At 42.7% G+C, this 14,342-nt stretch carries 12 protein-coding genes; 8 read left to right on the top strand and 4 right to left on the bottom strand.

The genetic code is table 11. The features are described from left to right. Window positions 1-418: 418 nt before the first annotated feature. Window positions 419-1,492, bottom strand: a complete 1,074-nt coding sequence (locus tag EQO05_RS09400; RefSeq protein ID WP_128505906.1) for a M42 family metallopeptidase — start codon at window positions 1,490-1,492, stop codon at window positions 419-421. A 463-nt stretch (window positions 1,493-1,955) separates the two neighbouring features. Here EQO05_RS09400 and EQO05_RS09395 point away from each other — a divergent pair, with 463 nt between their 5' ends. The 6 genes from EQO05_RS09395 to EQO05_RS09370 all read left to right on the top strand — a co-directional run bounded on the left by EQO05_RS09395 (window position 1,956) and on the right by EQO05_RS09370 (window position 7,623). Continuing rightward, a complete protein-coding gene (locus EQO05_RS09395; protein ID WP_128505905.1) occupies window positions 1,956-2,309 on the top strand; it encodes a prefoldin subunit beta in 354 nt (117 codons plus the stop codon). A gap of 137 nt (window positions 2,310-2,446) precedes the next feature. Next, the gene (locus EQO05_RS09390; RefSeq protein ID WP_128505904.1) at window positions 2,447-3,454 is read left to right on the top strand and encodes a bifunctional oligoribonuclease/PAP phosphatase NrnA; all 1,008 of its coding nucleotides are present in this window, start codon (window positions 2,447-2,449) and stop codon (window positions 3,452-3,454) included. A gap of 489 nt (window positions 3,455-3,943) precedes the next feature. After that, on the top strand, window positions 3,944-5,248 hold the full coding sequence (locus tag EQO05_RS09385; protein ID WP_128505903.1) for a phenylacetate--CoA ligase family protein: 1,305 nt from the start codon (window positions 3,944-3,946) through the stop codon (window positions 5,246-5,248). A gap of 313 nt (window positions 5,249-5,561) precedes the next feature. Next, entirely contained in the window at window positions 5,562-5,999 is a 438-nt protein-coding gene (locus tag EQO05_RS09380) for an ACT domain-containing protein (protein WP_128505901.1), read from the top strand. A gap of 269 nt (window positions 6,000-6,268) precedes the next feature. Continuing rightward, on the top strand, window positions 6,269-6,622 hold the full coding sequence (locus EQO05_RS09375) for a DUF2103 domain-containing protein (protein WP_128506060.1): 354 nt from the start codon (window positions 6,269-6,271) through the stop codon (window positions 6,620-6,622). A 23-nt stretch (window positions 6,623-6,645) separates the two neighbouring features. Then, entirely contained in the window at window positions 6,646-7,623 is a 978-nt protein-coding gene (locus EQO05_RS09370; RefSeq protein WP_128505899.1) for a methanogenesis marker 12 protein, read from the top strand. A 39-nt stretch (window positions 7,624-7,662) separates the two neighbouring features. Here EQO05_RS09370 and EQO05_RS09365 read toward each other — a convergent pair whose 3' ends face one another. The 3 genes from EQO05_RS09365 to EQO05_RS09355 form a co-directional block, all read right to left on the bottom strand. Then, on the bottom strand, window positions 7,663-8,262 hold the full coding sequence (locus EQO05_RS09365; protein ID WP_128505897.1) for a TIGR00288 family NYN domain-containing protein: 600 nt from the start codon (window positions 8,260-8,262) through the stop codon (window positions 7,663-7,665). Window positions 8,263-8,664: 402 nt separating this feature from the next. Beyond that, on the bottom strand, window positions 8,665-9,087 hold the full coding sequence (locus tag EQO05_RS09360; RefSeq protein ID WP_128505895.1) for a hypothetical protein: 423 nt from the start codon (window positions 9,085-9,087) through the stop codon (window positions 8,665-8,667). Then, a complete protein-coding gene (locus tag EQO05_RS09355; protein ID WP_128505893.1) occupies window positions 9,081-9,704 on the bottom strand; it encodes a rhomboid family intramembrane serine protease in 624 nt (207 codons plus the stop codon). The genes EQO05_RS09360 and EQO05_RS09355 overlap by 7 nt, the downstream gene beginning before the upstream one ends. 1,615 nt (window positions 9,705-11,319) lie before the next feature. On the opposite strand from EQO05_RS09355, the gene cdhA reads away from it, so the two are divergent. Next, entirely contained in the window at window positions 11,320-13,746 is a 2,427-nt protein-coding gene (cdhA, locus tag EQO05_RS09350; protein WP_128505891.1) for a CO dehydrogenase/acetyl-CoA synthase complex subunit alpha, read from the top strand. A gap of 2 nt (window positions 13,747-13,748) precedes the next feature. Further along, window positions 13,749-14,261 (top strand): CO dehydrogenase/acetyl-CoA synthase complex subunit epsilon, encoded by a 513-nt coding sequence (gene cdhB / locus EQO05_RS09345; protein ID WP_128505889.1) that lies wholly within the window; start codon window positions 13,749-13,751, stop codon window positions 14,259-14,261. The last annotated feature ends 81 nt before the right edge of the window (window positions 14,262-14,342 follow it).

The following is a 14,342-nucleotide window of genomic DNA, read 5'->3' as shown; positions in this document are numbered from 1 at the left end:
CAATAGTAGACCATAGTATTTTTAGTTTCCAGTTAACAATTAACATAATATAGAGTGTAGGCTCATCCCAAAACTCAAAATTACTTCATTATAATACTACATTCTTAATAATCAATCGAGTTAAAGTTCTCATTAATAAAAGGATAAACTGCTTTCAAGAAGACCGCAATAAGTACATTTTTATTATATTATTAAAGATGTATTAATCGGCTTTCAAATCGTAATGAATAGGATCAGAAAACAAAAAAGATAGCGCACTGCAGAGCTGCAGCTCTGCTAAAGCGCTATTCTGGTATAAATGCTGCAACTTTAGAATTTTGCCCTTTTTAGCGAAGCGAAAAGGATCTCGTGCTGCTACGACTACATCGCAATTCCCAGAAAATGAAGATTTTCTGTGATCCCGAAGCGGAAGTCGGCTTTAAAAATATCTGCCCACGTTTTCCACTGCTTTTACGATTAAAGAAACGCAAGCTTCAATGTCTGCCGTATCCAGAACCTCAACCGGGGAATGGATGTAGCGGGTGGCTATGCTGACCGTACCCGTAGGAATACCTTCTTTTGTGAGGTGTATTGAGGTTGCATCGGTTGTGCCCCCGGACCCAACTCCAAGCTGGTAAGGAATCTTATTTTCAGCGGCAGTCTCTTTAAGCCACTTAAGAATCTGCGGATGAACTAAAAGCCCTCTACCGGATGCATCGGCTACGGTAATTACAGGTCCCTTCCCGAGTTCAAGGGAAGAGTCGATTTTAGTAATGCCGGGATGGTCTCCAGGAATAGTCGTATCAAGGGCAAGCGCAATGTTCGGACAAACCCCAAAAGCACAGGTTTTTGCACCCTTCAGCCCCACCTCTTCCTGGACGGTACCTACGGCAAAGAGATTCGCTTTGATTTTATGTTTGGAAAGCCGTTTCATGACTTCAATAAGGATTACCAGGCCTGCACGGTCGTCAAATGCCTTTGAAGTTACCTTTCCGTTTGCCAGGGATACAAACTCCCGGTCTAGTGACGCTGTCGTACCTATCTCAATTCCCAGGTTTTCAGCATCCTCCCTGTCTTTTGCACCTATATCGATGAACATATCATCCAGCTTCACAGGCTTTTTCCTGTCCTCATCTTTCATTACATGAGGAGGCTTGGACCCGATAACTCCGGGTATCGAACCATTTTTGCCGTGAACTACAACTCTCTGGTTAAGAAGGGTCTGGTCAAACCATCCCCCAATCCCGACAAACCTTAGGAAGCCATTATCATCAATGTACCTGACCATAAGCCCTATTTCGTCCATATGGGCAGCCAGCATTATAGAAGGGCCTTCTCCTTCTTTGACAGCTATGAGATTTCCCATGCAGTCTCTCCGTACAGTATCAACATAAGGTTCAAGCTCCTTTTTAAGCAGTTCTCGGATATCATGCTCAAAACCTGAAATTCCGTGAGCATTTGTAAATTTTTCAAGTAGAGATTTTATTTCTGTAAGGTTTTCGCTTTCTTCCATTTTCGAAGGTCTCCTGCATATTAGTCGTTCAGAGTTTAAATTAATCTTAATGAGACTAATTGTAATTTAATGAAGATAATTATAATTATCCATCTATGATTATCATATGTTAAACGATCTTTTGTTAAACGTTTTTTTGTTAAGTCAGTTTTGATAAACGATTTTTTAAATTAGTTTTTACAATCATTTTTTGATAACTGATCTTTTATATATTACCTCTTGCCAGGGAAATTTTATCAAGTTTCGGAATCAGGGCTAATTAAGTCATTTTGGGATTAATTAAGCCGTTTCCAATCCAGATTAATGATTATTATACTATCTATCTATTAAGATTATGTTACCTGAGTTTCCGGCAGGCGAGTTCCAGATTGATTTCAAGTGCCGAAAGAGGATTTTTCGAAAGCTGGAAGGACAGAAACATTAAAATCCCTTCAGGTTTATTGAGGACTCAGGTGAAAATCAAATGAGTGCAGAATTACCCCCTCAAGTTCAGAACCAGATTGCACAGCTTCAGCAGATACAGCAGCAGATACAGGCTCTGTCCATGCAAAAATCACAGATTGAAGCTATGCAAAAAGAGTCCAAGATGGCTCTTGAAGAACTGGAAAGGCTCGCTGACGATGCAATAGTTTATCGCAACGTAGGGGAGCTGGTAATAAAAACGAGCAAAGGGGAGTCTATAACAAAACTGAAAGATAGGGAAGAAACGCTCTCACTCAGGCTTCAGTCCATAACCAGGCAGGAAGAAAGGCTGACTTCTCGATTTAAACAGCTTCAGGAGCAGATCCAGCAGGCATTGGGCACCAGAGCAGAATAATTTTATTTTTTATTCCCTCATATGGAATAGGAAATAAAAGTATGGCTTTGGTAAATTCATACAGAAATCATGCCGATTTCCCGAAATTCTTGAATCCGGGAGATCAATGCCTCTAAAAACGATAGCCAGAGTAGACAATGGAAGTTGATGAAGCGGAGTTTTTCAACCGGCTCCTTGACTATCGAAACATTTTGTATTTGTGCCACCGGAATGCAGATCCGGACGCGATTAGCAGTGCTTTTGCCCTTTCAGAAGCGATCGGGGGTACTGTAGGACTTGTGGACGGCTGTAATCGTGTAGCGTCTGTGCTTATAGAAAGACTCGGGATTGAAGTCGTGGACAAGCCCAATCCTGCTGATTACGGTTTTGTTGTTGTGGTTGATACTTCGACAAAAGCCCAATTAAATGATCTGGAGCTTACGAGATATTGTGTGATCGATCACCATACAACCACAGCTCTGACAGAAAAAGCTGAATTTTATCTGCACAGGAACAGTACCTCTACCGTAGAAATAGTTTACAATATTTTGAAAGCAATGGGCGCACCGATTAATCGGCGGGTGGGTATCGGGATGCTCACAGGAATTGTAACTGATACAGGACATTTCAAACATGCATCTGCAGATACGTTCCGGACAGTGGCAAAAATAATTGAGGATAGTGGCGTTGAGTACGGGGAAGTGCTAGACCTTATGGCTGCTACCCCGCAGGACATTTCCATGCGGATAGCTATCCTGAAAGCTGCCAGCCGCGTCGAACTTGATAGAGTACAGGATATGTTGATCGCATCTTCCCATGTTAGCTCTTTTGGAGGCTCGGCATCCTCCATGCTAATTAATATTGGAGCTGATGTTGCTTTTGTTGGCACAGTCAAAGGCGAGAGCGCCAGAATAAGTGCAAGAGCGAAACGTGACGCTGTAAACGCCGGAGTTAATCTTGGCCAGCTAATGGAAGATATAAGTAACGAGTATAGCGGCACAGGCGGAGGGCATTCCGGAGCTGCCGGAATCGACGTGGTTGCAGACATGAAAGAAGTGCTCGATAAATGCAGGGAAAGGACAAAGCAGATTCTTGAAGTCTCGTTTGGAGCAAGGTCAAAAGAGACATCTTTAGAGGATGAGATCGAAGAGCTTGAAGATGAGTGATTTTTAAAAGTAAAGGAATTATACTTCAGGATATACTTCAAAAATCCCGTACTCCATAATATACTTCAAATCTACCCTGCCCCAAAGTATCGGAACCTACTGATTTTATAATCACGGCCAGGAGTAAATTTACTGACTATTTTAGAACCTACAGCGGATTTTACCGGCAGATCCTTCTCTTTATGCAACTAGCTTTCAAGTCAACTTAAGAAATTTTTTTCCAGCTTAACAGCTAATATTTATATGAGAATCCAGCTTAATCTTCATATTAGTCAAGCTTAATCTTCATATTATATTTGCCGGCAGTATATATCCGCTGGATATCTGAGACTCCGTAGTAAGAAGGTTAGATTGAAGATAGAAGAGAGAACCGGAACTGAAGCATGGCCTTAAAGAGGCATTAAATGGGATATATAACCGAAAAAATAAGCTGAAAATATCGGGCCTGGGATAAAGAGCCCAATCATAAGATATACAGAGTGTGAAAAAATGCCAGAATACTGGGATCCTGAGATAGAGATGATGCCTGTAGAGGATTTAAAGAAGCTGCAGGAAGAAAAGTTGAAACAACTTGTACATTATGTGTATGAGCGCTCCCCTTTCTATAGAAAAAGGTTTGATGAACATGGTGTTAAGCCGGAAGACATCCAGACTCTTGAGGATGTCAGGAAGTTGCCTTTTACAGTTAAGCAGGATCTCAGAGATACCTATCCGACAGGTATGTTTTGCGTCCCGAATACGGAGCTCACCCGTTTCCATGCCTCATCGGGCACAACAGGCAAACCGACTGTAGTAGGGTATACCCAGAATGATATCGATGAATGGGCTGAATCCCTTGCAAGGGGATTTACTTCTGTTGGAATGGGAGAGGATGATATTCTCCAGGTAAGTTACGGGTACGGGCTTTTTACAGGTGGACTTGGTGCTCATTACGGAAGCGAGAAGCTGGGTGCAACCGTACTCCCGACAAGTTCCGGAAACACCGAACGTCAGCTTGAACTGATGAAAGACCTTGAGGTCACTGCTATAGCCTGCACGCCTTCGTACTTCCTTTTTATGATCGAGACTGCAAGAAAATTAGGTATCAGCCTCAGGGACGAAACGAAGTTGAAAATAGGCTTTTTTGGGGCTGAACCCTGGTCCGAGGAACTCAAGAAGCGAATAGAATCCGAATCCGGAATAAAAGCATATGATATTTACGGAACCTCGGAAATGAGCGGTCCCCTTTTTACCGAATGTTCAGCTCAGTGCGGAATTCATATCTGGGCAGACAAATTCCTGGTTGAGATTCTTAACCCCGAAACCGGAGAACCTGTCCCTGACGGAGAGATCGGAGAACTTGTTATCACGACCCTCACCAAAGAAGCCCTTCCTCTGATCCGCTACAGGGTAAAAGACCTTACAAGAAAACTTTCGGAGCCCTGCCCGTGCGGAAGAACCCACCCGAGAATTACACGCATAAGCGGCCGTTCGGACGATATGATTATTGTGCGCGGCATCAATGTGTTCCCCGGACAGGTGGAATCGGTCCTGATGAAGATTCCTGAGGTCGGAAACCATTTCATGATTATTGTAGACAGGATCGGACCCCTTGATTCCATGAAAGTCCAGATTGAAATGCATGAGTCGGCTTTCAGCGACAAGATGTCAGACATGATGGCGCTTAAAAGGAAGATTTCAGGTGCCCTGAAGAGCGTACTGAACCTTGCTGTCGAGGTGGAGCTCGTGGAACACGGCTCTCTGCCCCGCTCGGAAGGAAAATCAAAGAAGGTTATCGACAAACGAAAGATTTGAAAAATCCTGGAAATTGAAAAAAACCTGCAGGACAGGTAAGGTATATTCTGCAGGTTTTTCTTTTTTAGTTCTGGGATCTCGGAGTTTTCTTACAATTCAGAGCCAGATATAAAATGAAGTTACCGGGTGCAAAATAAAATTACCGGATATAGAATAAAACTTCCAGACATCAAATAAATTAACTGGTTATAAGTTTGAAAACCACATGTAAACTTAAAATATACATAAAAGCTTATATTATACTCAGGTAAAAAGATTAGATAAGGAAATAAGAGAAAATAAGAACAAGCAATATAAGGACATGGGTGCTGGAATGGAAGATAAAATCATAAAGCAGATTTCCCTCTTTGCGGAAAATAAGCCTGGCAGACTTGCAAACGTTGCAGACAAACTGAAAAGCGCCGGCATAAATATAAGGGCATTTACCATTGCTGAATCCGGAGACTTCGGGATAATCCGCATGGTTGTGGATAGGTCCGAGTATGCACACCGTGTACTCCATAAGGAAGGGTTTACCGTTTCTGAAACTAGCGTGCTGGGAATCGAAATGGAGGATGTGCCCGGCAGCATGTCCCGTATTGCGGAAGTGTTCGGAAGGGCAAAGATCAATATTGATTATGCATATGCTTTTGTCACCAGGGAGCAAAAAGCCCTTTTAATAGTAAGGGTTAACGATATTGAAAAAGCGGTTAAAACGCTTGAAGAAGAAAATATCAAGCTCATAGGTATGAAAGAGCTTGAAAAAATCTGATTTTAATGAAAAGCCGGATCTTCCGGAAGGTAAAGTAATTTTAGAGGAAAAACAATAGAACGATCCAGAATTCTGCACATTGTGTTTTCGAGATTCTGGAACGGCTTCTTTTTACGGCATCTGGCTTCAGGGCAGGACTTTAAGAGATCATAGCCTGAAGGACTTTTTTAACTTCTAACCGGATAAATAGATAGACATAATAAATATAAAAAGAAATAAATAAGAGAAGAAAAGAGTCACCAGGAGAATAGGTTACCGGTTTGACAATAATGACGGAAAATAAGATTAACTTACAGGAAAACACACAAAACTCATCAAAAAATAAGCTTGGTGGAGTCCATACGACAGTAATAGGGGGAAGGGCTGGTAAAAAACTTGTAAAAATGATAAGCCAGCACCCCGAGATAAAAAAGCTAATCCCGTCTGTAATTTCCGTAAAAGGCATTGCAGGAGGAAGTCTGACTGGAAAGGTGCTGCGTGCGGATGCGAGAGGGAATCTAAGGCTATTGCTCTCTGAAGGCAGGAGTTACCAGGAAATAAGACTGGTAACAACAGTTGGGACCGCCGAAGAGGGAGACAGGATTATGAACGAACTGAATGAAATTTTAAAAACTGCCCTCTGAGGCGTTAAAGGAGAGAGAAGTAATTGGCGTTTATAGGGATTGATCATGGCACAACTGCAATGCGTTTTGCTCTGATAGAAAGGGAAAAAACCCTTACCTTTGAGCTTGGGAGGGCTGAGGCAGCTGCCATGTCCGAAAACGAAATCCTTACCTCTGTTGAGGAGAATTTTGGAATCCTGCGCGAGTCGATTGACCTGATTGCACTGACATACTCGATGGGAGATGGCTTCTCCGCAATTAAAAATGTAAGGAACCTGGAAGGAAGGGGGCTCAAGAGCATTGAAGGGGCTGGAAAAAAGACAGGTGGAGGCACAAGAGTTTTTGATGCCATCAGGAACTCGGGAATTCCATCGATAGCTATCCCCGGCCTTCATGCAGAGAGCAAGGTGGATCCCAGAATGAAAGTATTTTCCCATCTCACAAGCCCGGAGAAGCTTGGAATTGCTTACCATATCCTCTGCCTTGGCTATGAGAATTTCGTGGTCTCTGATATAAGCTCAAATACTGTTACTCTTGCCGTTGCCGAGGGGAAGGTAATTGGTGCAATTGACGCCTGCATATTTGCCCCGGGCGTCCATCACGGTCCTCTTGACCTTCAGGCTATCAGGAATGTAGATAATGGGTACTGCACTGCAAACCAGGCTTTTATAGAAGCAGGAGCTCTGAAGATGACCCCATATAAAGATAGGGAAGAATTGCTCAGTGCAGCCGGAAGAGAAGAAAGTCCTGCCCTTCTCGCCCTTGATACTATTGCACTGTTTGCGGCTATGGAAATCGCCTCAATGCAGCTTCTTCTCAGAGACTATGAGACAATCGGAGAGATCTTTCTTGCAGGATCAGTAGGCGAATCCGGATATGTGCAGAAAAAAATCCGTGCACACCTGGGGCAGGAGTGCCAGTGTCTCGGAAAGTGGCATGCTGCAATAGGCTGTGCCGAGATAGCGCGGGACGTTTTTGCCGGAAAAAAAGATATCCTTGGCGTAGATGTCAACTATCCTTGAAAAAGTGGGAAAGGAATATCAGAAAAGGGCAGGTATAATTCAGGTCTTCTCCACATAGGTCTTTTCTACGGCCCCTTCATATATACTGTCCTGATATTCCGCAGCGTCAATTTTTCCTTCACCAGGGGCAATTCCATCAGACTCATCATAACTGCTCATTCTGTCTTTTTTCATAAGGATGACATAGTCCGCAGAATTCTTGAGCGCTGTAGAAAAGCCGGGTTCAACCCCGAAAATAATAGTCTCTTTGCCATGTTCATTTGCTTTGTTCAATAGCGGCTTGAAGTCCGCATCCCTGGTTACGATCGCAAGGGTATCGATGTTAGGGTTATATACAAGCTCCATACCCTCTACCGCGAGCCGCACATCAACATCGCTGGAACAAATTATAGGCTCAAGCCCATGATTTTCAATAGCTTCCACAAGCTTGTCAGACGCGTACTGGTTAAGGAAAACACGCCCGATTTTGATATTTCCATAGTCTTTCAGGACGTCCCTTATCTCCTCGAGATTTACATCAAATTCTTTTCTGAGAATATTCGGACCATCCACTAGAAGTCCTATTTTCCGCCTGCCAACTTCCTTTTTCGAGCGGAGGTATTTTGAGATGGAATCAATTCCGCTTTTTACAGGTTTCATTATCAATGTCCTCTGTGATCTTGCAGTTCACGGAACCTGCACTTTTTATACTTGCTTCATGTGAACATACAGCACCAATTCTGGGGGAAAGCTACACTTCCAGCAGCCCTCCAATCTGCCGGTACAGAATTCATGCATCAGTCATCAGCTTTTGAGTTTAAAGTTCCGAATCTTTAAGATTTAAATCTTGATACCGCAATTTGCATACAATCCGATGATATCTAATATCTGCTTCTCTGTAGTAAAACATTTGCATATTAAGGCAATCTAAATTTGTAACTTTGCCCCTCTGTAATTGAATGTACTAAAAAACCGGAGACTTATCCTGCGAAAAGAACGGAAAGAAAATTTCTGCAGGAAAAAGAACACTGATTTATAAAGCATAGAATATAATTCATAGAATTATAATTTATCGGAAAAGGGTCCCTTTTTGACTTCCCGGATAACATACGGAGATTCCTTGAGTTCAAAGATGTTTTCCGTCTTTCGTCCTTTTTTACGCCTTAAGTACTGAATTTCCCCGAGTTTCTCCAGAAAAGCCTCATAAACTTCCATGAATTGCTCAAATTCCAGGTCAGTAAGCTCTATCAATCCCTCTCTGCCAGCAAGCCAATCATAGACCTGGAGAAGGACAATCTCCCTTATCCGTTTCAGATTTTCATCCTCAGGCAATTTTTCAAAATATAGAGTTTTCTTTAACTCTGGAGACCAGGCTGCAAACAGCCTTCTGTAGTTTAAAACCTGGATCGGGATTTTCTCTCCGGGCTCAGGTTTCGGATAGTAGTATGTACCCTCTAGAAGGTTATCCCCTTCCAGATTTACCACCTGCCCAGGTATCTGGATTTTGCAGAGTTTTCCTGAATTTTCTTTATACGAAGTCCCATATAAAGGCCGACAAAGAGACCGCTAAGGTGGGCTGTATGGGCTATCATATCCGATGAGCCAACCATAAGAAAATCGAAGAGAGCAAAAAGCACAAGGGCATGTTTTAGCTTCATAGGGATAAAGTAGACGTAGACACGGATATCCGGCTCAAGCATTGTAAGGGCTGCAAAGACCCCGTAGATCGCGCCGCTTGCTCCAACCATCGGGCCAGGAGAGATACTGAAAATTGGCCGGCTTAGAAAAGTGTACCCTATTGCCGACAGAATTCCGGCAGTGAAGAAAATCGCCAGAAGCTGCCTGTTGCCGACCCGGGTTTCCAGTGCAGTCCCGAAAAAGTACAGGACGAGCATATTGAATAAAAGATGCAATGGACCGGTGTGAAGAAACATGTATGTGATAAGCGTCCACGGCTTTGTCACAAGAGAACTGGGGTCAAACTGAAAGGCATTTATGTAAAAGTAACCTATGCCCGGAACCATTTCCACGAAGAATGAAAGCGTGCAGAGAATAATGATTACTATAGTCGGGCTTGCCAGAATAGAATCTTTACCTGCCATCTGTTCCACCTCCGGGGATATAAGATGAATTAAGATCAAACATATTTCCAATTACTCTCCGGTCTAGTATAGTATAAAACTACGTCAATCTGAGGCAATAAGAACACCTCATGTGCAACCCAGATAAAATGATCCCGGCTTAAGGTGATATCAGTAGTATCATTTTCATTGATTTGAGAATTGAAATTCTCCCAGATATTAGTATACAATAACGCTGTTAGCATTTGTATATAATGTATAACCTTCGCAATACAGAATTACACATGGTAAGTTGTATTGTGATCATTAATCCCTCTAGCCTGGGGATAACCCTATTCTTGAAGGTTGAAATATATGACTCAATACTTGAAATATATGTATATGCTGCAATTTATGAAGTAAAGCATTAATTCAAAGAACAGGCTATGGAGCCGCATTCAATGATATGATTTATACTTCAAGATAAAGCCTGTAAATTCCGGGCACTCTAGTTTAGATGCTCACTTTAATTATAGAATTCTATTTTGAGAGACATTAGATTGAATAAACCAATTTCTTTTCGCCCCAGACCCTCAATGGATAAGTCCAGAGCTTAAAGCCCAATGAGAGAGCAGGAACTTAACCTCTGTAGAAATGTTATATTATAACCTCTGTAGAAAAGTTATATTATAATCAGTAAGGTGTCTATTCAAGAATGGATTATATCCAAAAGTGGATTTATTCGGTAAGGAATCAATCTTATTTTAATTGAAATAAAAATTATTTAAATTGGAAAATATAGTTATTAATATTCAAACGAGAAAATCATATTTATGCTTTTCCTGAGAAAAACACAAAAATAGTTTACGGCGTTTACTTTATAAAGCCGCATGACAATGCTAAGACTATAAATAATTTTCCATTTATTTATTAAGTATATAATTATAAAATTCGAAGTATTTTTTTGAATTATATAATCACGAAACGGATAAGTTTTGTTTAAGGATGATACCATTGTACAGTAACAAATATGTACATAATTTTCTGTTTTAAAAGTGAGAAAAATTTGAGATTAATAACAATTAGTAGCACTAGAAAAATAAACACCAGTAGTGTAAAGAGTTTTGATAGAAAAATGCCACCAGGTGCCACTGATATACTTTTTTCATACAAGGATTGAGTAAATTTGAGAAGTATGCAAATTGTGAGTATTCCATTTTACCCTTGTCGAAATAGCATGTTACAAATTAGAAAATGTTATATAGATTTGGTACGTTAAGACATTTAATTAGTGTTTATTATCCATCGATAGCGACCCCTCATCATGGTTAAGGTCTAAATCGCTGGCAAAAACGGTTTTTTTTGAGATAGAGGGCGTAAAAAAGGATTTGAAGAGAAATTAAGCCCTAAAAACGACTTTAGCAAGGAAATATTTCCTACAAAAACGATTTTATTTGAAAAAACGCTGGTTAAGTGCTTAATAGCTGAAAGAAACAATCAAAAGCGTTTGCCAGAGAAGTATTATTAAACGGTTGTAACTTAAAGAAGACGGCAAAGAGAAAATATAATTAATAATCATTAAGAATATGCCGGATACTATAAATTGCAATCGTCTTGGCGAAGTCGACTTTAAACAAATTTAGGAGGTAAAGCTCAAATGAGCAAACTAACTACCGGGAGTTTTTCTATAGAAGATCTGGAATCCGTTCAGATCACTATTAACAATATTGTGGGAGCAGCAAAGGAGGTTGCCAAAGAGGCAAAAGAGGAAAAAGAGCTGGGACCAGTGGGTCCGACCCCTCTTGCAGGCATGGCATCTTACAGGAATGACTGGAACTTCCTCCTGCTTAACCGCTATGAGCCTGTCTTGACCCCCATGTGTGACCAATGCTGCTACTGTACTTATGGACCCTGTGACCTTTCTGGAAACAAGAGAGGTGCCTGTGGTATTGACCTGGCAGGCCACACTGGAAGGGAATTCTTCCTTCGTGTAATTACAGGTACTGCATGTCACGCTGCTCACGGGCGCCACTTGCTTGAACATGTAATAGACATCTTTGGAGAAGACTATCCCCTCAATCTTGGAGAATCAAATGTCCTGACTCCAAACGTTACAATCTGTACGGGGTATAGCCCAAAGACCCTTGGAGAATGCAGAGCTCCAATGGAGTATGTTGAAGAAGAGCTCACCCAGCTCCTTGCAACCATCCACGCAGGTCAGGAAAGTGCGGAGATTGACTACGACTCAAAAGCTCTCTTCAGTGGAAGCCTGGACCATGTAGGTATGGAAGTTTCCGACATTGCTCAGGTATCGGCATACGACTTCCCGAAAGCTGACCCTGAAGCCCCACTCATTGAGATCGGTATGGGAGCAATTGACAAGTCCAAGCCGCTCATCGTTGCAATCGGACACAATGTCGCCGGTGTAACTTATATTATGGACTACATGGAGGACAACAACCTTACCGATAAGATGGAGATTGCCGGGCTTTGCTGTACAGCATTCGATATGACAAGGTATAAAGAAGCTGACAAGAGAAAGCCGTATGCAAAGATCGTAGGTTCCCTGGCAAAGGAACTGAAGGTTATACGCTCCGGAATGCCTGATGTCATTGTTGTTGACGAACAGTGTGTCCGTGGTGATGTTCTACCAGAGGCTCAGAAACTCAAGATACCTGTGATCGCCTCCAATGAGAAGATCATGATGGGTCTGCCTGACCGCACTTTTGCAGATGTGGACTCAACAATCGAAGAGCTCAAATCAGGGGCAATTCCTGGTTGCGTAATGCTGGATTATGAAAAGCTCGGAGAGCTTGTCCCGAAGCTTGCAGACGTAATGGCTCCGATCCGTGACGCAGAAGGCATAACCGCAATTCCAACTGATGAAGAATTCAAAGTTTACATAGACAAATGTGCCAAGTGCGGAGAATGCCTGCTGGCATGTCCCGAAGAGCTCGACATTCCAGAAGCCCTGGAATATGCAGCCAAGGGAAGCTACGAATACCTTGAAGCAATCCATGATAATTGTATAGGATGCCGCCGCTGCGAGCAGGTCTGTAAGAAGGAAATCCCAATCGTTAACGTGATTGAGAAGGCTGCACAGAAGGCTATCAGTGAGGAAAAAGGCTGGGTCAGAGCCGGCAGAGGTCAGGCGAGTGATGCAGAAATCAGGAAAGAAGGCCTGAACCTTGTTATGGGAACTACCCCTGGTATCATTGCAATTATTGGATGCCCGAATTATCCAGCCGGTACAAAAGATGTCTACCTTATCGCCGAAGAGTTCCTGAAGAGAAACTATCTCCTGGCTGTAAGCGGTTGTTCCGCAATGGACATTGGTATGTACAAGGACGAAGAAGGCAAGACCCTTTACGAAAGGTACCCAGGTACATTCGCAGGCGGCGGACTGCTTAACACCGGTTCCTGTGTATCCAATGCACACATCAGCGGAGCTGCTGAGAAAGTTGCCGGAATCTTTGCCCAGAGAACTCTGGCAGGAAACCTGGCAGAAGTTGCAGACTACACTCTTAACCGTGTAGGTGCCTGCGGACTTGCCTGGGGTGGATACTCGCAGAAGGCAGCTGCAATCGGTACCGGATGTAATATCTATGGTATTCCGGCAGTGCTCGGCCCTCACGGTTCCAAGTACAGGAGAGCCCTGATTGCCAAGAACTATGATGAGTCCAAGTGGAAAGTTTACGATGCAAGGAACGGCCAGGAAATGGCAATCCCACCAGCACCCGAATTCCTCCTGACCACAGCAGAGACCTGGCAGGAAGCGATTCCGATGATGGCAAAAGCCTGCATCCGTCCGTCCGATAACAGCATGGGCAGGTCCATAAAACTGACCCACTGGATGGAGCTTTCCAAGAAGTACCTCGGTGTAGAACCCGAAGACTGGTGGAAGTTCGTCAGAAACGAAGCCGATCTACCACTTGCCAAGCGTGAAGAACTCCTTAGGAGACTCGAAAAGGAGCACGGCTGGGAAATTGACTGGAAGAAGAAGAAAATCATATCCGGTCCGAAGATCAAATTCGACGTCTCGGCACAGCCAACTAACCTCAAGAGACTTTGCAAGGAGGCCTGAAGATGGTTGACACTACCAAGAATACCAAGCTCTTTACCAGCTATGGAGTGACAACTGCCAAGACAACCACTCCTGAGATAGCAGCTAAACTGATCTCAAAAGCAAAGAGGCCACTTCTCGTGGTTGGGACCAAAATCCTTGACCCGGAGCTTCTGGACAGGGTAGTAAAGATTGCAAAAGCAAAAAATATCCCAATTGCAGCTACTGGAAGCTCTATGCCCGGCTTTGTTGACAAGGATGTCAATGCCAAGTACATCAACCTGCATCAGCTTGGCTTTTATGTGACTGATTCTAACTGGCCAGGGCTTGATGGAAACGGAACCTATGACACACTCATTGTTTTAGGACACATAAAATACTACATCAACCAGGTATTGTCCGGAACAAAGAACTTTTCAGATGTCAAAGCAATATCAATTGACAGAAACTACATCCAGAACGCAACCATGTCCTTCGGAAACCTGAGTAAGGCAGACCACTATGCTGCCCTGGATGACCTTATTAACGCATTATAATTTAATTTAGGAGGCGAAATATAATGGCAGAATTCCCATTTGAGATTTCCCCAATGTTTGAAGGAGAAAGAGTAAGAAAGG

Origin of the sequence: Methanosarcina sp. MSH10X1 (assembly GCF_004099695.1) — an archaeon.
GTDB lineage: Archaea > Halobacteriota > Methanosarcinia > Methanosarcinales > Methanosarcinaceae > Methanosarcina.
The sequence above is the reverse complement of the archived record's forward strand: the minus strand, read 5'-3'. Positions and strand labels throughout refer to the sequence as shown.

Excerpts from the sequence above, each read along its gene's own strand:
- EQO05_RS09355 (WP_128505893.1), bottom strand. The coding sequence starts at position 9,704 with ATGGCAGGTAAAGATTCTATTCTGGCAAGCCCGACTATAGTAATCATT.
- cdhA (WP_128505891.1), top strand. The coding sequence starts at position 11,320 with ATGAGCAAACTAACTACCGGGAGTTTTTCTATAGAAGATCTGGAATCC.
- EQO05_RS09375 (WP_128506060.1), top strand. The coding sequence starts at position 6,269 with ATGACGGAAAATAAGATTAACTTACAGGAAAACACACAAAACTCATCA.
- cdhB (WP_128505889.1), top strand. The coding sequence starts at position 13,749 with ATGGTTGACACTACCAAGAATACCAAGCTCTTTACCAGCTATGGAGTG.
- EQO05_RS09390 (WP_128505904.1), top strand. The coding sequence starts at position 2,447 with ATGGAAGTTGATGAAGCGGAGTTTTTCAACCGGCTCCTTGACTATCGA.
- EQO05_RS09365 (WP_128505897.1), bottom strand. The coding sequence starts at position 8,262 with ATGAAACCTGTAAAAAGCGGAATTGATTCCATCTCAAAATACCTCCGC.
- EQO05_RS09395 (WP_128505905.1), top strand. The coding sequence starts at position 1,956 with ATGAGTGCAGAATTACCCCCTCAAGTTCAGAACCAGATTGCACAGCTT.
- EQO05_RS09380 (WP_128505901.1), top strand. The coding sequence starts at position 5,562 with ATGGAAGATAAAATCATAAAGCAGATTTCCCTCTTTGCGGAAAATAAG.
- EQO05_RS09385 (WP_128505903.1), top strand. The coding sequence starts at position 3,944 with ATGCCAGAATACTGGGATCCTGAGATAGAGATGATGCCTGTAGAGGAT.
- EQO05_RS09400 (WP_128505906.1), bottom strand. The coding sequence starts at position 1,492 with ATGGAAGAAAGCGAAAACCTTACAGAAATAAAATCTCTACTTGAAAAA.